15 protein-coding genes are annotated in these 23947 nt (G+C 48.5%); 6 read left to right on the top strand and 9 right to left on the bottom strand.

Annotated features, from left to right (window positions below; translation table 11 throughout):
- Nucleotides 1–31: 31 nt before the first annotated feature.
- From L0156_12895 to L0156_12875, 5 genes are all read right to left on the bottom strand, one after another.
- Nucleotides 32–517, bottom strand: a complete 486-nt coding sequence (locus L0156_12895) for a hypothetical protein (GenBank protein ID MCI0603896.1) — start codon at nt 515–517, stop codon at nt 32–34.
- A gap of 16 nt (nt 518–533) precedes the next feature.
- A complete protein-coding gene (locus L0156_12890) occupies nt 534–1862 on the bottom strand; it encodes a CsgG/HfaB family protein (GenBank protein MCI0603895.1) in 1329 nt (442 codons plus the stop codon).
- Nucleotides 1863–1983: 121 nt separating this feature from the next.
- Nucleotides 1984–2781 carry a hypothetical protein gene (locus L0156_12885; protein MCI0603894.1) on the bottom strand — a complete coding sequence of 266 codons (798 nt, stop codon included), beginning with the start codon at nt 2779–2781 and terminating at the stop codon, nt 1984–1986.
- Nucleotides 2782–2844: 63 nt separating this feature from the next.
- Nucleotides 2845–3429 (bottom strand): hypothetical protein, encoded by a 585-nt coding sequence (locus tag L0156_12880; protein ID MCI0603893.1) that lies wholly within the window; start codon nt 3427–3429, stop codon nt 2845–2847.
- The gene (locus tag L0156_12875) at nt 3430–6828 is read right to left on the bottom strand and encodes a tetratricopeptide repeat protein (protein MCI0603892.1); all 3399 of its coding nucleotides are present in this window, start codon (nt 6826–6828) and stop codon (nt 3430–3432) included.
- 141 nt (nt 6829–6969) lie between these two features.
- Here L0156_12875 and L0156_12870 point away from each other — a divergent pair, with 141 nt between their 5' ends.
- Nucleotides 6970–7485, top strand: coding sequence for a hypothetical protein (locus tag L0156_12870; GenBank protein MCI0603891.1), 516 nt, complete (start codon nt 6970–6972; stop codon nt 7483–7485).
- 3 nt (nt 7486–7488) lie between these two features.
- Here L0156_12870 and L0156_12865 read toward each other — a convergent pair whose 3' ends face one another.
- From L0156_12865 to L0156_12850, 4 genes are all read right to left on the bottom strand, one after another.
- Nucleotides 7489–7716, bottom strand: a complete 228-nt coding sequence (locus L0156_12865) for a hypothetical protein (protein ID MCI0603890.1) — start codon at nt 7714–7716, stop codon at nt 7489–7491.
- Nucleotides 7717–7951: 235 nt separating this feature from the next.
- On the bottom strand, nt 7952–9433 hold the full coding sequence (locus L0156_12860) for a hypothetical protein (GenBank protein ID MCI0603889.1): 1482 nt from the start codon (nt 9431–9433) through the stop codon (nt 7952–7954).
- Nucleotides 9430–9945: a C39 family peptidase gene (locus L0156_12855; GenBank protein ID MCI0603888.1), complete on the bottom strand. Its 516-nt coding sequence runs from the start codon at nt 9943–9945 to the stop codon at nt 9430–9432. The genes L0156_12860 and L0156_12855 overlap by 4 nt, the downstream gene beginning before the upstream one ends.
- Before the next feature lie 8 nt (nt 9946–9953).
- Nucleotides 9954–10358, bottom strand: coding sequence for a PA2779 family protein (locus tag L0156_12850; GenBank protein ID MCI0603887.1), 405 nt, complete (start codon nt 10356–10358; stop codon nt 9954–9956).
- Between the two features lie 343 nt (nt 10359–10701).
- Here L0156_12850 and L0156_12845 point away from each other — a divergent pair, with 343 nt between their 5' ends.
- The 5 genes from L0156_12845 to L0156_12825 form a co-directional block, all read left to right on the top strand.
- The gene (locus L0156_12845; protein ID MCI0603886.1) at nt 10702–17418 is read left to right on the top strand and encodes a HAMP domain-containing protein; all 6717 of its coding nucleotides are present in this window, start codon (nt 10702–10704) and stop codon (nt 17416–17418) included.
- Between the two features lie 95 nt (nt 17419–17513).
- Nucleotides 17514–18353, top strand: a complete 840-nt coding sequence (locus L0156_12840) for a protein-glutamate O-methyltransferase CheR (GenBank protein ID MCI0603885.1) — start codon at nt 17514–17516, stop codon at nt 18351–18353.
- Between the two features lie 3 nt (nt 18354–18356).
- On the top strand, nt 18357–20243 hold the full coding sequence (locus tag L0156_12835) for a PAS domain-containing protein (protein MCI0603884.1): 1887 nt from the start codon (nt 18357–18359) through the stop codon (nt 20241–20243).
- A 152-nt stretch (nt 20244–20395) separates the two neighbouring features.
- Nucleotides 20396–22174, top strand: a complete 1779-nt coding sequence (locus tag L0156_12830; protein ID MCI0603883.1) for a hypothetical protein — start codon at nt 20396–20398, stop codon at nt 22172–22174.
- Nucleotides 22175–22386: 212 nt separating this feature from the next.
- On the top strand, nt 22387–23947 hold a 1561-nt coding region (locus L0156_12825; protein ID MCI0603882.1), incomplete at its 3' end, for a transglycosylase domain-containing protein.

The following is a 23947-nucleotide window of genomic DNA, read 5'->3' as shown; positions in this document are numbered from 1 at the left end:
CATTCTTTTAATGACAGCAAAGAAAGCCGGTTTACCTGACATTTGGCGCAGGAGGTTCTTTCTGACAAGGAGTCGTCGTCTGCTGAATTCCACTTGCCGGGATGGAAATGCGACGGCTCTTGTCCAGGCATTCGTAAAGGTCATAGGTCAATAGAGCCCAGGAATCACCGATGCATTCAGCTATAACGATCGATCCGATTTGCTTGGCAGACACGCAGCTATCATCTGCTGAAAGAGCCTTGAAAGTTGTGCCGGCGATCTTCGGACGAGGTTGTCCATCACCGCATTTCTGGGCCGTCTTAATCTCCGCCACTCGATATTTTTTAATGGCTCCTTTGGGAGGACATGCATAATAGTTGTCTTCGACAACGTACCAGAAGCCATCCTTCTTATTGCATTCGGAATAGGCATGGCGCACTCTGACTTCTCCGTTCGCGCAGGGCCTTTCCGGAGCTGCCAGACAAACGGTTGACAGGCAGAACAGAAAAAAGAAAGTACAAGAACGTTTGAATTTCATGACAATCTCCTATGTGTCATTCTGTTAAAATCATCCCGACCTTAAAAGGTCCACCGCTTTTCGGGGAAGCTTTGGAAAACTTTTCTTGAACAGTCATTATCTTTAGCGTTCCGATCTTCGATTTTTCTGATCCTAAACTTTCCCCTGTTACAGGATCGACAAGCTCTTCACCCGGCTCAAAAACATCAAACAACATAGCTTCATTGATTCCATTTCTCGTTCCAATATTCGTATAGATCGTATCGCCTTCCACTTTAATAATCCTTCCTTCAAAAGGAACCTTCTCCAGTCTCAGGATAATTTCAGAAACAGCCCAATCGATGGCAAATTGGGCCGCCTTTCCTAACGGCGTCTTTTTGAAATCTTCTTTCCCCAACTGCACCGGCCCTACATTCACGTTAATTTTTGATCCTTTGTCTTGCACCTCTGCTCTCATTCGCACCGAATCTAAAACCTGTCCGGAAGTTGTATCAATGAGTCTCAGGATCAGCGCCACGTGGGCCATCACTTTATTGGATCCCAAGCTTATCCCGCTGATCGTAATCCCCGTGTTTCCCTTCTGCCTTTCCGCTTCAAATTCAGTTACTGCGCCTTTGATCAAAATCTGCGCCGGCAAAAGCCTCCCCTTTTGAGCGGTGCTTGAAGCTGCAGCTCTGCCGCCCGTTGCAAAATCCTGCTCTGTTAAAATGTCCTGCAAGAGTTGACGCTCAATCACTACAAACTTGCGGCTTTGAACTAGAGCATCCGCGAGTTGATCGGCCATTCCTGAGCCAATCAGTCCTGAAGATGGGGAATTATCTTCAAAGCGAGCGACTGCTATCGTTTTTTTAAGCATTGCACGAAACTGGCGAGACACAGACTCGCTCTCTTCGGTTAACGCCTCCGGAGCGACGGTTATTTGCAAGGTGTCACCAGGAACCTCGACATAGTTTTCCGCGCCTTGAATCGCGCTTTTCGGGAAGTTACAGGGAGTAACTTGTATCAGGTAGACCGCTTTGTTAAAGACTTTTTGTCCAGACTTCGGTTCTGCCGGCGGCAAAACAGAAACCGTGACAACAACATCGCCAGGAACTCTTCCCGTAATGACCAGTTGAGGAACGAGATCATTTTTTCGAGGGGCATAAAACTTCGCAGATGCAACGGATGGAGCTGAACTTGAGACTCTATAGCTTTTGGCTTCCGGATTCCTGAGATCGCCAACTGGATCGAGCCAGAGAGCTTCTTCCAGGCAAATTTGGTTAGTTTTTACAACTACTACAGATGGAGGAACCTGCGCAAGACCCGAAGTTGGGACAAAGGCTGCAATGAATAGAGTAACTACTAACTGAATAAGACCAATATACATAAGGCCTCCTGCCAAAACCTAATGATCGAAAACCAGGAAACATTTCAAGAATGCCGGATTTTATGTAAATTACTGGAAAGGCGAAGCAAATTTGAACGATGCCAGTTCGGCGACGATTAGGCTACTTTCTCATCACACTAAAATAGTAGTCCGCAATCTCTTCGAATTCTCCGTTTGTGGAACCAGACAAAGACAGTTCGTAATCATCTGTGGCAAGAATCTTGGCCGGCAGATTTACGCTGGGAGATCCGCCTTCCTGGCTCCAGATATCTTGACCTCCGGCGTTGCGGAGAACCACACGAAACATTTTGAACTTCGTTCTATTCTTTACATCCAATTCCAGACGTACATGATTGGCCTGCGAGGAAATCAGCAACTGCCGGTTTTCGTCTGAAGACCTTACCCTCCCGGATTTCAGCAAGAATCTCAAAGTTATCGGTTCCCCACTTTTCAAATTTTGCGGCAAAGGCTTTCGTTCCATTTTCCACTTTTGCTGAAGATCATTTTGTGCCGTAAGCACTTCTCGAAATTGATTCTGCAAATGCAGTATCTGCAGTATCAACCACGTAAAAGTGCCAAGGACAAGAACCGCTGCCAGGGCCCAAAGAAGATTTCGTTTAGAGGAAGTAACTTTTGCTTCCGGTATGCTAAAGACTTTCTGATTCAAGGCTTTAGCGAATTCAAGTTTGTTCTGTCCTTTTTTAGAAGTAAGAAAACGTTCTTGGAATCGAGCGCGGTAATTCAATGGCAATTTCCCGCTCAGGTAGTCATACATCAGCTCGTCTTCCAGAGCAAGTAGCTTCTCATACGTTACATCGTCCTGAAAAAATTCAGTCTCCACGCTCAATTGATCTGCTTCAAGAAGGTCCCCCAGGAGATAACGGATCAGCCTGTCATCTGATATATGGTTATCGCTCATGGTGGATTTCCTGCGTTACAAAACACGCATCTAAATTCTAATGACATTTATGAAAAAACCGTTTCACTTTTCCGTTTGTTGCAGGCATTTTTTTACGCAATCTTCCAGTTGAAGACGTATCCGGTAAACGCGAATCCGTAAAGCATTCAATGGTACACGAATTGTTTTGGCCAGATTCCTTCTGCGCTCTTTGTTCTTTCCTTCGGCTTGGTGATACTGGAAAAGCAAATAACAGGTCTCCGGCGGAAGAGATTGCAGACAACGGTCCATGCAATCCTGCAGTCTCTCATTCTGCGACCCTTCTTTAGGTGGAGAGGATTTCTGATCCATTGACTGAGAAGAAGGCAACTCTTTTTGTGGTTCTCTCCAGTATTCTTTGAGCAAATTCAATGCGACGCCATGAAAATAAAGATACGGCTTTACCGGAGAGATCTCCACTCCTTCCAGCAGCCTGGCGGCCACACGATCGATTGTACGATCTGCATAATCTTCTGCAAGCGAACAACCGCGCCATTCGAAAAACTTCACGAGTTTTCCGCGAATGGTTTCATATTTCTTGCCCGCTTTCTCGCGATCGTTATCGAGACAGGCCAGAAGTTTATCGAAAGCTTCTTGAGATAAGGTCCGGTCTTTTCTGCGGTAAAGCATTTATCTCCATTCGCCTTGCAGCACAAAAGCTGCCCAGTAATAAGGAGATTCAAACCGTTTTTGATTCCGAAGCGTTTTCTGAGCTGCGCGCATAGCAGCGGCCGGCCGCATCCGCTGACTGCCGAGCATCGCCGTATAGAAATATTTCATCATCTGTGAAGTTGCCTTATCGTCGACTTTCCAAAGACTCGCCACCACACGAGAAGCACCTGCGTACATAAACCCGCGCGTCAGACCTACCAGACCCTCTCCTTTCATTTCCTGGCCCAGAGCCGTCTGACACGCGCTCAAAACAACGAGTTCCGCCCCAAGCCTCAGGTTATAGATTTCTTGCAGCATCAGAAACCCATCCTGTGCTTCACCTTTTTCATTCACAAGCGAAAGCACAAGCCCGGAAAGTTCCGGATGCCTGCTGTTCAGCAAGCCATGAGTCGCAAAATGCACGATGCGGTATTTCGAAATTTCATCGCTTGTCGCGAGTGCCTTGCTCGCTTCAAAATCCAAAGCCTCCCTTCGCTGGTCCGGCGCAACCAGAGAAGTCATGCCGGCAGCCTCTCTTCTGGTTCCGATGAGTCTAGAAAATATCACCTTCCCGGCAATTCCAAAATCTTCGGCAGATCGGAGCAGCGCCTCGTTCTCCATCGGTTCTGTAGAAGCATTGCCAGTTTCCGCAACCCGCGGATCTTCTTTTTCAAAAACCGGATCAGCAAAAACAGCCAGTGTTTTTGTCCCCTTCGTTCGCTCGCGCCGCAACGTAGCTAAGACAGAAGCAGAAGGAAGAATCACAATCTCTTGTTCCAGGTTGGGAAGCGCTGAAAAAGGCACATACTGCAGAACGCCCTCTGGAACAATCAAAAGCCGTTTCTGTTGCGGGAATTTGACGTTGGAAAATAATTGCCTGCTTAGTTTCGTTCCAGCCCGTGCTATTTCTTTGAGATCGCCGTTGGACCGGATCACATCGTAATACTTCCTTGCTGTTTTTTCGATATCGTCCCGGGCAGGCAACTCAAAACTTTCCAGATGATTCTGTGAAACAACCCAGAGATAGCTTCTTTTTTCTCCAAGGGAAAATTCCAGAAGGACCGAATCAGGACCCAAAATTTGATGTTGAATCTCCTGAACGTTTAGCGGTTGTGGATGGGTTATGGCGGCATAAAACGGACTCGCGGATCGGATTTCTGCCAGCAGATCCCGATGCTGACTCGTGAGCGCATCTATCTCTTTTGCGAGCGTCATGAGGTCTTTTGTTTTCTCCCTCTCACCAAGCAAACGCATTTGCCGTTCAGCTTTTGCATTCAAAACTTTAAGGAGATGATTCTCTTTCCGAAGCAGATCTATGCTGACACCTTGCCTGAAATCGACTCCCGCCTCAGCCAACATTTCCAGGAGTGTACGGGCCTTCGCTTTCTCTGCAGCATGCAGCGCGGCAGCATGCAGATCCAGCGAAGGATCGCCCCGATGCAGTTGCATCAGCGCATCGATGTAAAGCTCGTAAGAATCACGTATCGACGCGAAGTAGAGCGATCTCAGATCGGGGCTCGACATCTTGCTCCGGAGCGATTCTGCGATCGTGAGAACGGATTCCAATCGACGCTTTGCTTCTACAAAATTAGCTCTATTCAGTTCGATCCTGGACGCGTTTTGCTGCGAGGTGGCCTCGCCTCGAAGGTCACCTACTGAATGGAATATTGCGCTCGCTTGATCGAAGAGCTCCACGGCTCTTTGCGGTTCGCCAAGCGATGCTTTTACTGAACCCAGACAATCGAGAGTAAGCGCCTCCCCTCGCCGGCTCCCAGAACTGGTCATCAAAGGGAGCGCCTTTTCGCACAAGTCGAGTGCCGTTTGCGCATCACCCAACGACAGTTGAACTCGTGCGATCTGGTTCAGTGCGATCCCCTCACCGTGACGGTCCTGAGCGGTGCGACGGAGCGCGAGAGCATTCTGGAAATACTCGAGCGCTTTTTGCTTATGTCCCAATGACTCATAAACAGAACCTAGATTCGTCAAAACCATGGCTTCGCCGGAACTATTCTTCGTTTCACGATGAATCTCCAGAGCCTCTTGAAATGTATTCAGCGCCTTAGGTTGATCACCGATTAAACTGTAAACCTGACCGATATGCGAAAGAATCACTCCCTCTCCGGCTCTATACCTCACGGAACGCTGTAAATGAAGAGCCAGCTTAAAAAAGCGTAGAGCTTCCTGGTACTCTCCCACGGACTGATGGACACGCGCTATGTTATGCAAAGGGATAGCCTCACCCGCCGGGTCGCCGGCTTCTTTGTAGGGGCGCAAAGCTTGATGGTAATATTCAAGAGCCTTTTGAAAATCATCGATTGAATAGTAAAGGGCTCCGATGTTGTTTAGACCGATTGCAATCGGTGCAGGATCGCCAATTAGACGGCGAACTTCAAGAGACTTTTGCAGGCATTCAAGCGCCTTTTGTTTTTCGCCGATGGAAAGATAAACCGTTCCCATATTGTTCAACGTGGTGGATTCACCGCGGAGATTCTTGATTGCCCGATGCAACGGCAAAGCCTGGCCGTAGTATTCCAGCGCTTTCTGGCTATCTCCGATATTGTGATTCACAAGCCCCAGATTGTTTAACGCAAGGGCTTCCGCTCTTCGATCTTGAGCCTGGCGCGCAGTTTCCAGCGCCTGGTTTAAAAGCTTGAGCGCATCCGGTCTCTCTCCCAAAAAATCATGGACGAGTCCCATATAATTCAAAATATTTGCTTCCCCGCTACGATTCTGGATCCTCCGCTGGATGACAACAGCCTGTTGAAATAGATCGTACGCCTTCTTTTTCTCACCTAATGCATCATGGCTTCGGCCCAGTCCGGCCAGTACAATTGCTTCACCTGTTGCATCCTTCAGTTCTCGATAGGAGGGAAGCGCCTGCTGATAGAATTCCATCGATTTGATAATCAAGTCTTTTGTTCCTGTGCTTCGCAATCGCTCTGCTTCCAGCATCGCTTTCTCCGCGTTGACGCGAATTGTGTCTTGCTGTGTTGCCTCCCGTAATTCCCGAAAGCTGATCTCATACCGGCGCGGCTCTCGATCCTTTTCGAGCGAGCGGATTTCTAATTTGTATTCGCCGGATAGTTGGGGCAGAACCGAAATGGGAACTGGAATTGGGGGCGAAACCGGACTGTAAATTTCCGCAATGGTCGCGGCGTCAGAGGACCTGATTGTGATAACCATGGCCAGATCATTCTCTTTCTGTCTCGCAACAAAATGAGCGAACTCTCCGGCAGAGGAGGTCCATCGATATTCATGAGTCTCGCCGGTCACAATCTCCCTTTCCATCGATTCGCCAAGTTGCAAAGAAAATTGTTGTGCGGGCAGAGCTGCAGGAATCAGAAGGAGGAAGGCTAAAAAGCAGCCATAACGATTCATGAATTCCCCCAGGAATTCTAAGCTGGAGTGCGATTCCTAATTTACATCAACCCAATTTCTATCTCAACTTAGATACGCCCTGAAATGTTTTTTTAGATTTTGTCATTAGCTGTCCTAAGGGAGAACAAGGAGGAAAGTGTTATGAACAATATCCAAAAGCATTTTAGATTTCTCATCGCGATTACAGCTTTCGCTTTTGCTTTTACTTCGGGGATTGGGAACCTCCACGTTTTATATGCTCAGAATGCAGACACGATGTTCAACGGTTTTCCCATCAAAACGTACACAAAGTGTGCTAAACCAGTTCAGGCCGATAAGAAATGTTGCCCGGAAGAACAGACAGAGAAGGCTAATCAAACCACGCAGAAACAGACCTGGCAGCTCGCCGAGAACAAAAACGCGATCACTTGTAAAAAGCCGAAAATAAGAGGTAGGGACACTATAGCCCCTACTCAAGCCAGCAAAGCGACGGAATGCAGTGATGACAAGAAAAACAGTTGCGCATGTCTACTCTTTTTTATTGATAAAAAAGCAGCAACACCCATGTGGACCCTCGTTAAGGGCCCTGGCGGAGAGCCGCTTGCTATCGAGGGAGGCGATTATGCGTGCATCTGCGTTAAAAACGTAGATAAGTTTGGGCTGGATAAATGTAACTAGGAGCTACTTGCAGCGTGTCTGACTCCAGCCGCCGCGGATGGGTGTACCACCGCAATACGTTTTCCCTGCAGTTCCGGGAGAGTTGAGATAATCCAGAATCGATGCGCAACTTTCGCCCGGGGCAGGCTCGACAACGCAGATTCCGGCGTAATTCGGATGCACAAAGCAGCAATTCTGTGAAGACGCCACTGTGGTAAGAGAAAAAAGTAAATAGAAAATTCCAGCTAACATAAAACACCTCTTATCTTATGTAATGTAGTGGCAGAGCATTTACAATAGCAAAATTCACAAAAACACCAAAAAGTGTTACTCGTAATCAGGAGTTGTTAAGGAAAGTAAATGCTCTGCTTCTATCGTAGTTTGCAGAGCATTTTCGACGAAATGCCATGCTCATACTTCTTAGACAGCCTCCCAAAAATCGTAGAGTAGGTTCCAAAAGACGTAAAATGCTCTGCCACTACAACCTCTACAACCTCGCACTGAAGTACACGACGTTTCGGCCGGTCCGCAAATCCTTTCCAAAGGTCAGCACCAGTTCGGGAGCTCCAAAAATCTGTACTCCAGTCTGGATTCCGGTGTCAACAAACCACTGCTTTCCGCGCCACAACTGGGAATCAAAGATTTTCCCAACGTCAAGGAACGGAGTAAGTTTCAAGCGGTATCTTTTCTTATCGACAACGATCTTGCTGATATCCCAGTTCCAAAGAGCATAGGCAGAGGCAAAGGGATTCTCCCCTTTTTTATCGCTCTGGCTTTTATGGGCGCGCAGCAGAAGATCAGTGTCTCTTTCTACACCGAGAACAAAAGATTCATCAAAAGGCACCTCACCGAATATTTTTCCTGTTCGAAAACGGCCGGTCATTGCGAGGTCTTCACCCGCAGGCCGTGGAAACCAGCGCATCTCCACCGAATTTTCCAGCATCAGAAAAGGCGAGGAGAAAGAATGAAGAAGCTTACCCACCTCCGTGTTCAAATTTGATTTCACATTAAACCTTCGCTCCGGAATTCGAAGCAGAGAAAAATCAAAATTTGCGAAAGCCTGAATGACCCATCCTTCCTGGAAAGAAGCCGAAAAGCTACCAATATTGTCGTAGTTTCGGTGTGATACTTTGGCGCCGCTGTTCCATTTCCAATTGCCGTTTACGCTCTCGGCAAGCTCTACACCGCCCTGCCATTTCAAAAGATCCACATCAGGAGCAAGCGCCCATGTTTCCTTTCGCGTATCTGAAAAAGACCGGATGCGCATGTGTGGATGCCTGCCGAACGGCAATGACAAAGAAGAATAAAAGCGATTTTTGAATTCATCCCACGAAATCAGCGAACTGGCGCTGATCGTTGTGCCCTCAATGTTCGGAAACTCCAGCTGGACCGTTTCTGTAAAAACGCCCTGAGCGGCCAGCGTCGCCATTTTGATTTTTGACGAAAATGCGCCCTTTTTTACCGAAGGCCGGACAATCAAATCGAACTTCTCTTCCTTTTTGTGAGGTTTCAGCTCGAATTCCTGTTTTCTAAAAACGCCCATCATCTGAAGTCTTGATTCCGTCGCCAGGTAATCTTCTCGCGTTAATGAGGAAGCCGGCGCCATAACAAGGGCCCTATCCAACAATTCCGGATCTACATCCGGATGAGGTTCCAGCTGAATATTCTCTATGAGTGGTTTACCGAGACGATTCCAGTATTTGAGTGCAGCTTCGAGATTCCCATCCATTAAGAAAAGAGTCCCCAAAAACTGGTTCGCGTAAGAATCGCCCGCATTCTTTTCCAGAATTCTTTGCAGGTACTTCTTGGAAAGCTCACGATCACCCCTGCGGTAACTCATGCTTGCCTGTGTCGCTTCTAAGGCATACTCCACCTGGGCCCAATTTCGCATCGGGCCAGTAAAAAAGGATAGAGCATATAGGTCAGGTCCGAAACAAAAGACAAGCAGAAGGAACAAATAATTTTTCATTGCTCGGGTAACGCCAGTAAGGTCCAGTTCTTTGTTGCTGCCCACCGTTTTTCGAAAGTTGTTCGCTTCATTTTCAATAATTTCCGTTCGGCCGGATCATTCACAAGCACCAGCTCGTTCTCCGGATCTACTCCGGCAACCACCAGAAAATGGAGCTTGCCGGTCTTGCCCTCCGCTTCCAGGGACACAATCAGCGGGCGCCCTTTCTTTATGTGATGCGCCAGGTCCTCCGACTTGCCGGAAAAACTGAAGGTCTGGAATCCATGCTCCTCCAAATATCGAGTCAGGTCCTCAGCGCGAATTCCTTCCTCCGGCTTCGAATAAAGTAGTTGCATGATCCGGGATGGACTGCTTGCTTCCTCAGGAACATGATGACCTTCGGATTGCCAGTATTGCATCACCATGGCAATGCTGGCCGCACCGCATCCCTTTTCCTCCTGTCGAATGAATGGCACATCGATCCAAATCAAGGATAAAAACAGGGCAAGAACCGGAAAGATGCTCCAATTCATTGTTGTTTTTAGTCCGCAACTGCTGCGACAACAACAATGATGGCAACCACGAGCAGCACAATGATCAGGACATTGACGATTTCCCGATCAGATAGGCCGGCTGCAAAATTAGCTTGTGCAACACGGGCTTGAGACGCGAGCCTTGACAGTTCCTCATCATCCAGATTGGGCAGGGCTCGCATTACTTTACCGTAATCGGTACCAGTTTTTGCGATCATTTCACGGGCTGCTTCTGTCGATAGTAGTCCCTTCAATGTGGCAAGATTCTGTTCCCTTTCTTCCCAGGATTTGAGCAAGTCTTGATGCAAGTCTTCCTGAGTTACAATCTGAGTCGCCCGAGCATCAACGGGCGCCAACAAACAAAGACACAGAGCGATCGTCAGCAAAGCTTTAGCTGTTTTCCAAATAGACATGTTTTCCTCCAAATCCCTGTAGCGCGGACGTCCCCGTCTGCGCAGAATCGCAGGCGAGACGCCCGCGCTACTTGAATCGCAGGCGAGACGCCCGCGCTACTTGAATCGCAGGCGAGACCACCCGCTACTCTGGTTAATTACGCTTACCGCCGCCTCCTCGCCATCGCTAACCTCCTCAAAAAATGTAACAGCAATCGTTACACAAATATGCTTGTTTTAGACGAGATTTCGCCTAAATTTCCCGTCAGGATAATCTTCAGGATGCAATGTTCTTGGGGACGTTACTCCCTCATTTTGTTTTTTGGCTCGAAACGTCAGCTGATTTTTCTAAGGAGAGAACTACATGGCCGTAAGCGAAGAGAATATTCCGTTATCAGAGAACAATCTGGAAAAACCTTCCCCTGTTAAACGCGTCAAGGGAAAGAGGCGCCCTGGGGCTGGGAAAAAAGATGACGACCGTTTAGGGCGATTGCTGGAAGCGTTGAAAGCAGCGCGGGACGGGGATTTTTCAGTTCGTTTGAATTCCGGAAAAAACGGGATCATTGGAAAAATCAACCGCGTGTTCAATCAATATACTGAAATGAACGAACGGCGGGTCTCTGAGCTCGATCGCGTTAGCAAGGCGATTGGAGAGGAAGGAAGGCTTACCGAACGCACCACTTTATCCCGCACGAAAGGTGGATGGAGGCAAAGCCTAAAATCGATAAACGCTCTAATTGACAACCTCGTTCAGCCTACGACGGAAGTAGGACGCGTCATTACGGCAGTCGCGCGGGGCGACCTTAACGAAAAAATGAGAATGGAAATCGACGGCCGTCCATTGAAAGGCGAATTCTTCCAGATTGGAAACATCGTGAACACAATGGTGGATCAGCTCAGCTCATTTGCAGGAGAAGTTACGCGTGTGGCCCGCGAAGTCGGAACCGAAGGAAAGCTCGGTGGGCAGGCGGACGTTAGGGGTGTGGCCGGTACGTGGAAGGGTCTGACAGACAACGTGAATGCGATGGCGAACAGTTTGACGTCGCAGGTTCGAAATATTGCAGAAGTCACAACCGCAGTTGCCGAAGGGGATCTATCCAGAAAAATTACGGTTCAAGCTCAGGGCGAAATTCTGCAATTAAAAGAAACCATTAACACGATGGTGGATCAATTGAATTCATTCGCCTCTGAAGTCAGCCGCGTGGCGCGTGAAGTCGGCACAGAAGGAAAATTGGGTGGCCAGGCAGTGGTGCCGGGTGTGGCCGGTACGTGGAAAGATCTGACAAACAATGTCAACTGGATGGCAGATAATCTGACCGGCCAGGTGAGAAACATCGCGGAAGTTACGAAGGCCGTTGCGCAGGGTGATCTCTCTAAAAAAATCACGGTTGATGTGAAAGGAGAAATCCTGGATCTGAAGAATACGATCAACACAATGGTTGATCAACTCAGCGCATTCGCGGCGGAAGTCACGCGCGTGGCGCGTGAAGTCGGTACGGAAGGAAAACTCGGTGGACAGGCGAAAGTAGAAGGCGTTGCAGGGACGTGGAAGGATCTAACGGACAACGTCAACGGTATGGCAAACAATCTGACAAACCAGGTGCGAAACATCGCGGAGGTTACCACCGCTGTTGCGCAAGGAGATCTATCCAAGAAGATCACAGTTGAAGTGCGTGGCGAAATTTTGGAATTGAAAAACACCATCAACACGATGGTCGATCAATTGAACGCGTTTGCATCCGAAGTTATTCGTGTTGCGCGAGAAGTCGGTATGGAAGGGAAGCTGGGAGGTCAGGCCCGGGTGGAAGGGGTCGCTGGAACCTGGAACGATCTGACGAACAACGTTAACTGGATGGCTGATAACTTGACCAGCCAGGTGCGAAACATCGCCGAAGTCAGTAAAGCGATCGCGTTGGGTGACCTATCGAAAAAGATCACAGTTGAAGTCAAAGGCGAAATTCTGGAGCTGAAAAATACAATCAACACGATGGTGGATCAGCTCAGCGCGTTTGCGGCAGAAGTCACACGCGTGGCGCGCGAAGTCGGTACGGAAGGAAAACTCGGTGGGCAGGCCAAAGTGGAAGGTGTCGCGGGCACATGGAAAGACTTAACCGATAACGTGAATGGTATGGCAAATAACCTTACCAGCCAGGTGCGAAACATCGCGGAAGTCAGTAAAGCGATCGCGCTGGGTGACCTATCGAAAAAGATCACAGTCGAAGTCAAAGGCGAAATCCTGGAATTGAAAAACACGATCAACACCACCGTAGATCAATTAAATGCGTTCGCATCCGAAGTCAGCCGCGTGGCGCGCGAAGTCGGCACAGAAGGAAAACTTGGCGGTCAAGCCGATGTAAAAGGAGTTGCCGGCACGTGGAAAGATTTGACCGATAACGTGAATTACATGGCAAGCAACTTGACGGATCAAGTGAGGAATATCGCAGAAGTAACCACGGCTGTTGCGCAGGGAGATCTATCCAAGAAAATCACAGTAGAGGTAAAAGGTGAAATCCTGCGATTGAAGAACACAATCAACACAATGGTCGATCAATTGAGCGCATTCGCGGCGGAAGTTACGCGCGTGGCGAAAGAAGTCGGAACCGATGGAAAACTGGGTGGCCAGGCAGAAGTAAAAGGTGTTGCAGGGACATGGAAAGATTTGACCGACAACGTAAACAAAATGGGCAACAACCTGACCGATCAGGTGCGAAACATCGCGGCGGTGACGACGGCGGTTGCTCAAGGGGATCTATCCAAGAAAATCACAGTAGAAGCGCGCGGTGAAATTCTCGAGCTGAAAAACACCATCAACACAATGGTCGATCAATTAAATGCGTTTGCAGCAGAAGTTACCCGTGTGGCGCGTGAAGTCGGCACAGAAGGAAAACTCGGAGGTCAGGCAAGAGTCGAAGGAGTAGGCGGTACGTGGAAGGATCTAACGGACAACGTCAATTACATGGCAACCAACCTGACCGATCAAGTTCGCAACATCGCGGCAGTCACGACGGCCGTTGCTCAGGGTGATCTATCCAAAAAAATTACGGTGTCTGTCAAAGGAGAAATTCTAGAGCTTAAGGACACGATCAACACAATGGTCGATCAATTGAACGCGTTCGCATCCGAAGTTACACGCGTGGCAAAGGAAGTCGGAACGGATGGAAGACTCGGAGGTCAGGCGGAAGTGCGCGGAGTATCGGGTATCTGGAAAGATTTAACAGACAACGTGAATCGCATGGCAACAAACCTGACCGATCAGGTGCGAAACATCGCGCTGGTGACCACTGGAGTTGCCAATGGCGATCTTTCGCAGAAGATCACGGTCGATGCACGCGGTGAAATTCTGCAGCTGAAAAACACCATCAACCGGATGGTGGATCAGCTGAACGCTTTCGCGGCGGAAGTTACACGCGTGGCGAAAGAGGTTGGAACCGATGGAAAACTGGGCGGCCAGGCGGAAGTAAAAGGTGTATCCGGCACGTGGAAAGACCTCACGGACAATGTGAACGCCATGGCCGGCTCTCTTACTTCGCAGGTTCGCGACATTGCCAAAGTTACAACCGCAGTCGCGAATGGCGATCTTTCGCAAAAGATTACGGTCGATGCTCGCGGTGAAATTCTGCAGCTGAAGGACACCATCAACAAAATGGTGGATCAGTTGAATTCATTCGCGTCGGAAGTCAGTCGTGTGGCTCGTGAAGTCGGAACCGATGGAAAACTGGGCGGCCAGGCGGAAATCAAAGGAGTTGCCGGAACGTGGAAGGATCTCACCGACAACGTAAACAGAATGGCCAACAACCTGACCGATCAAGTGCGGAACATCGCCCTCGTTACGACGGCTGTCGCGCAGGGCGATCTATCGCAAAAGATAACGGTCGATGTGCGCGGTGAAATTCTGCAGCTGAAAAACACAGTCAACACAATGGTGGATCAGCTCAATGCATTCGCAGCAGAAGTTACGCGTGTGGCCCGCGAAGTCGGAACGTTTGGAATTCTGGGTGGCCAGGCGGCGGTGCCTGGTGTTGCCGGTACATGGAAGGATTTGACCGATAACGTCAACCTGCTTGCTGCAAATTTAACCACGCAGGTTCGCGCTATTGCAGACGTTGCCACCGCAGTGACTCGCGGCGATCTGACACGTTCGGTTGCCGTGGAAGCCATGGGTGAAGTCGAAGAATTGAAAAACAATATCAACCAGATGATTCTGACTTTGAAAGACACAACGCAAAAGAATGTGGAACAGGACTGGTTGAAAACGAACCTGGCAAGATTCTCCCGCATGTTGCAAGGACAACGCGACCTGCAAACAGTTGCACAGAGCATCATGTCTGAGCTGACGCCGCTGGTCTCCGCACAGCATGGTGTGTTTTATGTCAAAGACTCCGAAGGCGGACAACCGATGTTGAAACTTCTCAGCAGTTACGGTTACAAAGTGCGGAAGTCCGTGGCCAACAAATTTCAATATGGCGAAAGTCTTGTAGGACAGTGCGCGCTGGAGAAGAAACCGATCCTCATCACGGACCCTCCCAAAGACTACGTCAAGATTAGTTCCGGTCTTGGAGAAGGAACGCCACGGAACATCATTGTGCTTCCGGTTTTGTTCGAAGGACAGGTTATGGCGGTTACCGAACTTGCTTCGTTTGAACACTTCAGTCCGGTGCATCAACTCTTCCTCGAACAATTGATGGAGAGTCTCGGCGTTGTTTTGAACATGATCGGCGCCAGCATGCGCACGGAAGAGCTCCTCAAACAATCGCAGGCGCTCGCAGGAGAATTGCAAAGCCAGCAAGAAGAATTAAAGCGCTCGAATGAAGAACTCGAAGAACAAACACAAGCGTTGAAAGCATCGCAGGAATTGCTTCGCCAGCAACAGGATGAATTGCAACGAACCAATGAGGATTTGGAAGAGAAGGCACGCTTGCTTTCGGATCAAAAGAAAATGGTCGAGACCAAGAACCGTGAGCTGGAACTGGCGCAGGCCTCCTTGCAAGAAAAAGCAGAACAGCTCGCCATCACCTCCAAATACAAATCCGAATTCCTGGCCAACATGTCTCACGAACTGAGAACGCCTCTGAACAGTATTCTTCTTCTTGCGAAACTGGTCTCCGAAAACAAAGATCAGAATCTGACAGTAAAGCAAGTCGACTATTTGCAAACAATCTTTGCCTCCGGTAACGATTTGCTGGGGTTGATCAATGAGGTTCTAGACCTTTCCAAAATTGAAGCAGGCAAGATGGACATACAAATCCAGGACTTCGACCTTGATGACATTCGTTCGTTCGCTGAAAGAAGTTTCCGGCAAATTGCAGAACAAAAGGGACTGGATTATGAAATCAGAATCGATGAAACGGCTCCGGGAATCATGCGGACCGATCCGCTCCGCCTGGAACAAGTGCTGAGAAATCTGTTGTCCAATGCGTTTAAGTTCACAGACTCAGGCAAGATCGAGATGAACATCAGCGCGGCTCCGCCCGCAAATCATCTGACCGCGCCAACTCTGCGTGACTCGCAAAACGTGATTGCCATCGCCGTTACTGACACCGGTATCGGCATCCCCAAAGACAAACAACGAATCATCTTTGAGGCGTTCCAGCAAGGGGACAGCGGATCCAACAGAAGTCACGGTGGAACCGGTCTTGGCCTCACCATCAGCCGCGAAATTGTGCGTTTGCTTGGTGGCGAAATCCATCTTTCCAGCGAACCGGGCGAGGGCAGCGTTTTCACACTGTATTTGCCAGAGAAGTACGTAGCCGTCACTCCCTCTCTTGACTCCCAAATTCCCGGCTTCAGGAGGCTGGAACAAATGCTAACTGATGTGACCCTTCCACAAGATCTTTTCACACAGACTGAATTTCTGGATGACCGGTACGAGCTCCGGCCGGGCGATAAAACTCTACTGATAGTGGAGGATGATGAGAATTTTGCGGGCATACTCGTTGATATCGCCCATCAAAAAGGTTTTAAAGTGATCCTCGCTCACAAGGGGGACACAGGCCTGGCGCTGGCGCACGAATTCATTCCGGACGCCATTCTTCTGGATATGGTCCTGCCTGTCCTGGATGGTTGGACCGTCCTGACCAGGTTGAAACATCATCCGCGAACGCGTCACATTCCTGTACAGATTATTTCGGTGTTGGAAGATCGCCACCGGGGTCTTCAGCAAGGCGCTTACGCCTACATGATGAAACCTGTTTCGCCCGAAACACTCGATAACGCGCTCGATAAAATCGTCGATTTCATCAATCGCGGAATGAAAACGCTTCTTGTGGTCGAAGATGACGAAGCGCAGCGTAAAGCAATAGCCGAATTGATCGGCGCTACCGATCTCGATATTGTTTCAGCCGCCACCGGAACTGAAGCCGTGGAAATCATGAAGCGGCAAAGAGTCGATTGCATGGTCCTGGATCTGAGTCTTCCCGATATAGACGGCTTTGAGCTACTGGAAGAAGTAAAAGCCAGATACACAGAACTGCCGATCATTGTCTACACGGGACGCGAGCTGACGGAAAAAGAGGAAACTCAGCTGAAGCGATATGCCGACAGTATTGTCATCAAGGGTGTGAGTTCTCCGGAAAGGTTACTGGATGAGACTGCGCTGTTTCTGCACCGCGTGGAGTCGAAACTTCCCAAAGAAAAAGAGCAAATTCTCGCGCAGCTGCACGATCAAGATTCTGTCCTGGCAAACAGGAAAGTTTTGATTGTCGATGACGATGTGAGGAATATATTTGCTCTTACGAGTGTTCTGGAGAATAGCGTGCCTCAGGATCAACCCATGAAAATCCTGTTTGCAGAAAATGGCCGTGAAGGGATCGAAATGCTGGAAAAGAATCCCGATACCGATCTGGTTTTGATGGATATCATGATGCCAGGAATGGATGGCTACGAAACGATCCGAGAGCTCAGGAAAAAAGAAAATTTTCGCCAGTTAGCAGTCATCGCGCTCACAGCAAAAGCAATGAAAGGGGACCGTGAAAAATGCATGGAGGCTGGCGCATCGGATTACATCGCAAAACCTGTGGATGTTGAAAAGCTATTGTCGTTAATGCGTGTTTGGCTATACAAAGGAGACGGCCAAAAGACATAGGATGAAAGTAGCGCGGGCGTCCCGCCCTGCGTAATGCGCGCAGACGAGACGTCCGCGCTACTTAATTCGAGGTGATTGTAATGCCGCAGAATCGCATGAACAGGGTCCCTGACAGACGACCGGATAACGATCTGGCAGCGATAGAAGCGCGCCTTCTTCTGGAGGGTATCTACCAGGTTTATGGTCTGGACTTCCGTGATTATTCTGTCTCTACCATTACCCGTAAAGCGACTGAATATTCGCACACAATCGGACTTCCAACGATCTCGGCATTGCAGGAACGAGTGCTTCATGATCCACGCGCTCTAGAACGTTTTCTCTGGGAACTATTCGTAACGACCACTTCCCTGTTCCGGGATCCTCAATTTTACGCAGACGTTCGCACAAACGTTCTTCGGTGGCTTCGGACCTATCCTTTCATCAGAATCTGGCATGCCGGATGTTCAACAGGGGAGGAAGTTTATTCGATGGCGATTCTTCTCCATGAAGAGAATCTGTACTCTCGCGCCCGTATTTACGCTACAGATATTCAAGAAGAAGTTCTTACTGCGGCAAAGCAAGGAAGGTTTCCTGCAGAACGCATTCCGGAATACAGCAACAATTATCTGGACGCCGGCGGTAAAAGTTCCTTCTCAGATTATTTCATCGTCAAAGGAGAGGAAGCCATATTTGATCGCGCTCTCACGCAAAACGTAACCTTTCAATTGCACAATCTGGCTACCGACCATTCCTTTCAAGAATTCAATTACATTCTCTGTCGAAATGTTTTGATTTATTTCAACAAAGAATTGCGCAATCGTGTGCATAACCTTTTATTTGAGAGCCTCTGCCCTCTCGGAATCTTGAGCCTTGGTGAAAATGAATCTCTGTACTTCACTTCACACGAGATGGACTACCGGAATCTCAACTGCGGTTATCAGAAAACCAGAGATTAGCAAGTGAACGACATACATCAAGTAAACATTTTGATCGTTGACGATCACATGGAGACTCTCGATGTATTGGAAGCTGTTTTAAAGCAAGCCCATTACAACATCGTAAAGGCAACTTCGGGAGAAGAAGCATTGCGCTGGCTTCTTCGACTGGATTTCGCATTGATTCTTCTTGATGTAAAACTTCCTACTTTGAGCGGTTTTGAAGTGGCCCGTTTGATCCGGCAAAGAGAAAAAAATCGCTACGTTCCCATCATTTTCATAACAGGAGTCACAAAAGACGCTGAGTCCATTTCGCAGGGCTACTTAGCGGGGGCCGTGGATTACCTGATGAAACCGGTTGATCCCGATATACTCCGGGCAAAAGTTTCTTTCTTCATCGACATTTACATCAAACAGGAAGCGCTCAAGCAAGCCGGTAAACACTTCACCAGCTTGTATGAAACAGGAAATCTTATCGTTTGGCGCGCGGACGCAAGAACCATGAGATTTCAGTTTGTGAGCCGGGAAGCGGAAAAAATTCTGGGCTACCCGGTGGAAACATGGTTGGCGGATGAAAATTTCTTTGTATCCCACCTTCATACGCAGGACAACAAGTGGGTAATTTCTTCGATGTTAAGAGCCGCTCATGAAAGAATTCCGGTGGAAATTGAATACCGTTTGATCGCGCAGAACGGCGAAACGCATTGGTTCCACAACGTTGTCCGCGTACCGAAAGATGACGAAGATTCATTTGAATTGATTGGAATCATGCTGGATGTTTCGGAAAGGAAGGAAGCCGAAGAAGCAATCCGTCTTGCAAATGAAGAACTGGAGCGGCGCGTGAAAGAGCGAACCGTGGAATTGGAGGAAGCGGAGCGATCGGCCACAGAAGCCAGAAGCCGTTATCAGGAGCTTGTCGAAGGACTCGATGCCATCGTATGGGAAGCGCTTCCGCGGAGCTTGACGTTCATCTTTGTCAGCAGCCAGACCGAATACATTCTCGGGTACCCGGCCAGCCAATGGACGGAAAATCCGAGGTTCTGGAGAAACATCATTCATCCGGATGACCGGGACAGGATTATCAGAAAATTCACGGAAATTGACCCCTCCACCAAAGACCGGGAACTGGAATACAGGGTGATCACCGCAGACGGCAGAGTGATCTGGATGAACAATATCATCGGACTTTACCAGGCTTCCGGTGAACACAATGAACGCTTACGTGGAATCATGATCGATATCACAGAAAGAAAACGCATGGAAGGCTTGCTGAAAAAATCGGTGGCTGAAAAGGACCTTCTTTTGAAGGAAATCCATCACCGCGTGAAGAATAATCTACAGATCATTTCCAGCTTATTGAACCTCCAAAAGAATTATGTATCCTCCATAGAATGCCGGAGCGTTCTGGATGAAAGTCAAAATCGAGTTCATTCAATGGCCTTGATACACGAAAAATTGTATCAAACGGAAAATCTCAATCAGATTCATTTCGCGGAATACATTCGTGATTTATCAAACTTCCTGTTCCGTTCCTATGGTGTGGATCCGGAGCGCGTGAAATTGAATGTGGATTCGCAGGCGTTCCTCACCATTGACACTGCGATCCCCTGTGGATTGATTGTAAGTGAACTGGTATCCAATGCGTTGAAATACGCTTTTCCGCAGCGTGAGAACGGCGCGATTTCAATCGAAACAAAACAGAAGGACGGCGTCTTTGAACTGAAGGTTCAAGATGATGGGGTCGGTTTTCCTGAAAATCTGGATTTCCGAAACACGCAGTCGCTCGGAATGCGGCTGGTAAATACGCTTGCCAAACAGCTTCAAGGAAGCATTGAAATGAACCGGTCACCCGGAACCATTTTTCGAATCCTCTTTCCGAGCCAAATGCCGGCAGGCATCATGGCGGAATAACCAATTTTACCAAATCCGAAATTACAAATAATATTCAACGTCCAAAATTCAAGGACCAAATCGCTTGCGAGGGCTCGTTTGAAAATTGTAAATTTGAGGTTTGAATATTATTTGTAATTTCGTGATTGAATTTTGGAGCTTATAATTTCTTGATGCCGGATTCGTTCAGTAAACGCGTTTATCAATTCCTGGAAGCTTACCCGCATGCACACCGAACGGAACTCACCAGAGTGCTGGCTTCAAAAACAAGTCTCAGCACATCCGGCTTCCCTTACATTTCGCAGAGTTCCTTTCAACTCTTTTTGCAAGAAGTTCCTCATCTTTTTGCATATGGAAAAGATTTACTGGACTGGCTCGCCAATTTAGAAGAAGGGTTAAAGCACTCACATCCGTTTCAAAAAAGTGAGAATATCTCATTGCAAAAAGCGATTTTCGTTCTCCGGAACGTGGTTCAGAGCGCCGGGATTTGCGCACCACCCGATCACTGGATACTGAAGCACATTCTCTCGGTGCATTCAAAACTCGGCATGGTCCAACTTTTTCTGGATGGTGGATTCATTGACCGGGACGAGCTGGCAGACAAGCTGGGAGTCGATCGCAAACACCTGAGCTGGGACTTGTCTTTCTTGCATTCCCGTGGCTACTTACGTTGCCGCGGTTCCCGTTACTCACTTGCGCAATGTTTTCAAGCCGTAGACATCTTTCAAAAAGCCGAATCGCTTCAGGAGAAATTCCTAACCGACATGGTCGATCCGATCGTAAAGGTTATACAAGGCAATTCCTCAAGCACAGAAGAAAATCTGGTTCGCGAATTTTATAACTATCCCGAAACGGAACACATCCACAAAAGCTGGCAGGCGGATCATTTTCAAGTTGGAATCGGATACCGGCTGGTTCCGACCGTTCTCTCTTTGCGCGTTCTGAACATCGCTTCGACTGCCGAACCGGGTGTAAAACTCTCGGGTTTCTTTCCAGAAATGACCCGGCTGCTGGAAGATGCCGGTGTTCTTCAGGACGACTCAGTAACTGCATTCGGCGCGCGCATTTTGAATCGAGGTCCCGGACCGTTCGGAATCATTCATGCATACGTGCCCTATATGCGCGAGCTGGAAAACAAGTTGCGCGGAAAAGCTACAAGCACTCATGTGCAAAGGACCAAGAATATTGCCGCCAGCCAGGCTGCAAACCGGAAGACGTTTGAGATGGGGAACGACAGTCTGGACCGGTTTTGCAATGAGCAGAGTTTTGACTATCGCGTTTTCATTGAACACGCATTAGGCCAGGGGGAAGCAACGCGCCAGCGATTGGAAAGAACAGGCGAGGAAAACATGCAGTATTTCGGCGCCGATCTGGAAGATGCAGCGATCGATGCGGCTTTGGAACTGCAAAAACAGAAAGTCCTTCCAGCGAACATGATCTTTGTGCGCCGCGCCGATATTGCAAATCCTGATGCAGTGATCACAGCAGTGAGAGACAAGGGATTTTCGACTGTCGATGCCGTGATGTTCGTGGGCAATGGATTTCATGAGATTCGCGGACAGACGAATGCAAAGATCATCGATGTATTTAGAAAGTATTGCGAAGCCGGATTTTTGCTGATCTTCACGGAGGAGTCCGCTCTGGGAGATCACGATCTGCTCAGCACGGGATGGAACACTTATCATGCAGGATTTCGATACGTTCACGAGTTGTCCGGACAGGGATTGCGCCCAGCCGCGGGCGCAGACCGGGAAGGCCGTTACAGCTGGAAAATTTGCGCATCCCTTGGGGGTTACGCCGTCCTGCCCAAATACTCGGCCCACACCCGAACGATCTATCCTTTTCCGCGAAAAGGAGGATATAACCCTCCGATTTCCATGACCTATTTTTGCGTACCGGAAAGCCTTGCCAGGAAACTGGGTTTCTATCCGCTCAGCTGGACCCGTTCGTAGTTAAACAAAGTAGCGCGGCCGTCCCGCCTGCGCCCATTACGCAGACCAGACGTCCGCGCTACTTTGCTTGGCCCACTCGTCACAGAATCAACCACACAATGCCGTACGAAATCACCCTTATCTAGGCGCTACTGGCGACATTGGTTATAGGTGCTTTTTGATACCCGCTTTAGCTTGCAATCTCTACCTTTGGCTTAGAGAAGGAGATCGTGATGAGAGTAATGATTTTCAGACCCAGCAATCTCCAGACGGCAATATTCTTCGCCCTTTGCGTAACTGTCGTGGGGATAGTCGTTGTATCGGGTTTCCTGGTGATTGGCAATCTCGTTTGGATGGAAAGACAGATCGACGAGATTACATGGCAACTTCCTGCAACGATTTACGCCGAACCTCCCACGATTTCTCCTGGTAAAGTGATTTCCAAGGATTGGTTGATTCAATACCTACAGAGACTCAATTACGTAGAGACTTCAGCAAAAAACATACAACCTGGGCAGTATGTGTATACCAAGCGAGAGGTTTTGTTTCGAAAGCGCCCATTAGCAAATGAAGAAACAAAGCCAGTTCTTGTGACTTTCAACAACACAAAAATTCAGAAGATTGTGGATGCAGCCGATAACATGAGGGTTGATCATTACACATTGGAACCAACACCGCTGGCAACACTCTTTGGATCAGAATGGGAAAAACGCACGCTAGTAAAGATAGAGGACCTTCCGAAACACGTTCTGGATGCAGTCGTTGCGGTCGAAGATCGAAGGTTTTACAAACATAGCGGTGTTGATGTGGCTTCGATTGGGCGAGCTTTTCTCAATAACCTCCGCGATGAGGGTCCGTTTCAGGGTGGAAGCACAATCACGCAGCAACTAGTAAAAAATCTGTACTTAACTCCTGAAAAAACAGTGCGCCGGAAAATGAGCGAAGCAGCCATGGCCGTTCTGATGGAAGCAAAGTACAGCAAAGATGAAATTCTGGAATTCTATTTGAACGAAATTTATTTAGGGCAACAAGGCCCTGTGAGTATTAAGGGAATCGGCGAAGCAAGTAAACTTTATTTCAAAAAAGATGCGCGCCTTCTAACCATACCTGAAGCTGCGACGCTTGCCGGTTTAATTCAAGCGCCCAGCCGGTACGATCCGTACCGACATCCGGAAAAAGCAAAATTGCGCCGCGATTCCGTTCTTCTCGCGATGAAAGATGTCGGATCTCTATCTTCGAAAGATTGTGAAAAATACATGAGCTCAAGTCTGGAGATTAAACAACCGGATAGAGCGCACAACAGGGCTCCTTACTTTTTGACATATTTGAAAAAGCAATTGAAAGAACAATTCTCTTCAAAAGCTTTGCACGAAGAGGATTACAGGATCATTTCGACTCTTGACTACGACATGCAGCTTGCGGCTCAGCAAGCGTTATCGGAAGGTCTTGCATCAATCGACAAAGTTCGTGGAAAACGTGTTCGGGGTCGCGTGCAAGGTTCCTTGATCGCTATCGAAGCTACCACGGGAAAAATCAGAGCCTTTGTGGGCGGCCGAAATTTTTCGGGAAGCCAGTTTGACCGTTTGACCCAGGCTCACAGGCAGCCGGGAAGCAGCTTTAAACCATTTGTATATGCGGCTGCGTTGGAAACTGCTTTTGACTCACAAAGCCGGTTTTACACAACATCTTCACTCGTTGCAGATGAGCCGTGGAGCATTCAAATCGACCGGGCCACCTGGCAACCGCAAAATTACAATGGAAGTTTTAACGGGATTGTCTCACTGCGCACGGCTT

Source organism: bacterium (genome assembly GCA_022616075.1).
Taxonomy (GTDB): Bacteria; Acidobacteriota; HRBIN11; order JAKEFK01; family JAKEFK01; genus JAKEFK01.
The sequence above is the reverse complement of the archived record's forward strand: the minus strand, read 5'-3'. Positions and strand labels throughout refer to the sequence as shown.

Excerpts from the sequence above, each read along its gene's own strand:
- L0156_12895 (MCI0603896.1), bottom strand. The coding sequence starts at position 517 with ATGAAATTCAAACGTTCTTGTACTTTCTTTTTTCTGTTCTGCCTGTCA.
- L0156_12890 (MCI0603895.1), bottom strand. The coding sequence starts at position 1,862 with ATGTATATTGGTCTTATTCAGTTAGTAGTTACTCTATTCATTGCAGCC.
- L0156_12885 (MCI0603894.1), bottom strand. The coding sequence starts at position 2,781 with ATGAGCGATAACCATATATCAGATGACAGGCTGATCCGTTATCTCCTG.
- L0156_12880 (MCI0603893.1), bottom strand. The coding sequence starts at position 3,429 with ATGCTTTACCGCAGAAAAGACCGGACCTTATCTCAAGAAGCTTTCGAT.
- L0156_12875 (MCI0603892.1), bottom strand. The coding sequence starts at position 6,828 with ATGAATCGTTATGGCTGCTTTTTAGCCTTCCTCCTTCTGATTCCTGCA.
- L0156_12870 (MCI0603891.1), top strand. The coding sequence starts at position 6,970 with ATGAACAATATCCAAAAGCATTTTAGATTTCTCATCGCGATTACAGCT.
- L0156_12865 (MCI0603890.1), bottom strand. The coding sequence starts at position 7,716 with ATGTTAGCTGGAATTTTCTATTTACTTTTTTCTCTTACCACAGTGGCG.
- L0156_12860 (MCI0603889.1), bottom strand. The coding sequence starts at position 9,433 with ATGAAAAATTATTTGTTCCTTCTGCTTGTCTTTTGTTTCGGACCTGAC.
- L0156_12855 (MCI0603888.1), bottom strand. The coding sequence starts at position 9,945 with ATGAATTGGAGCATCTTTCCGGTTCTTGCCCTGTTTTTATCCTTGATT.
- L0156_12850 (MCI0603887.1), bottom strand. The coding sequence starts at position 10,358 with ATGTCTATTTGGAAAACAGCTAAAGCTTTGCTGACGATCGCTCTGTGT.
- L0156_12845 (MCI0603886.1), top strand. The coding sequence starts at position 10,702 with ATGGCCGTAAGCGAAGAGAATATTCCGTTATCAGAGAACAATCTGGAA.
- L0156_12840 (MCI0603885.1), top strand. The coding sequence starts at position 17,514 with ATGAACAGGGTCCCTGACAGACGACCGGATAACGATCTGGCAGCGATA.
- L0156_12830 (MCI0603883.1), top strand. The coding sequence starts at position 20,396 with ATGCCGGATTCGTTCAGTAAACGCGTTTATCAATTCCTGGAAGCTTAC.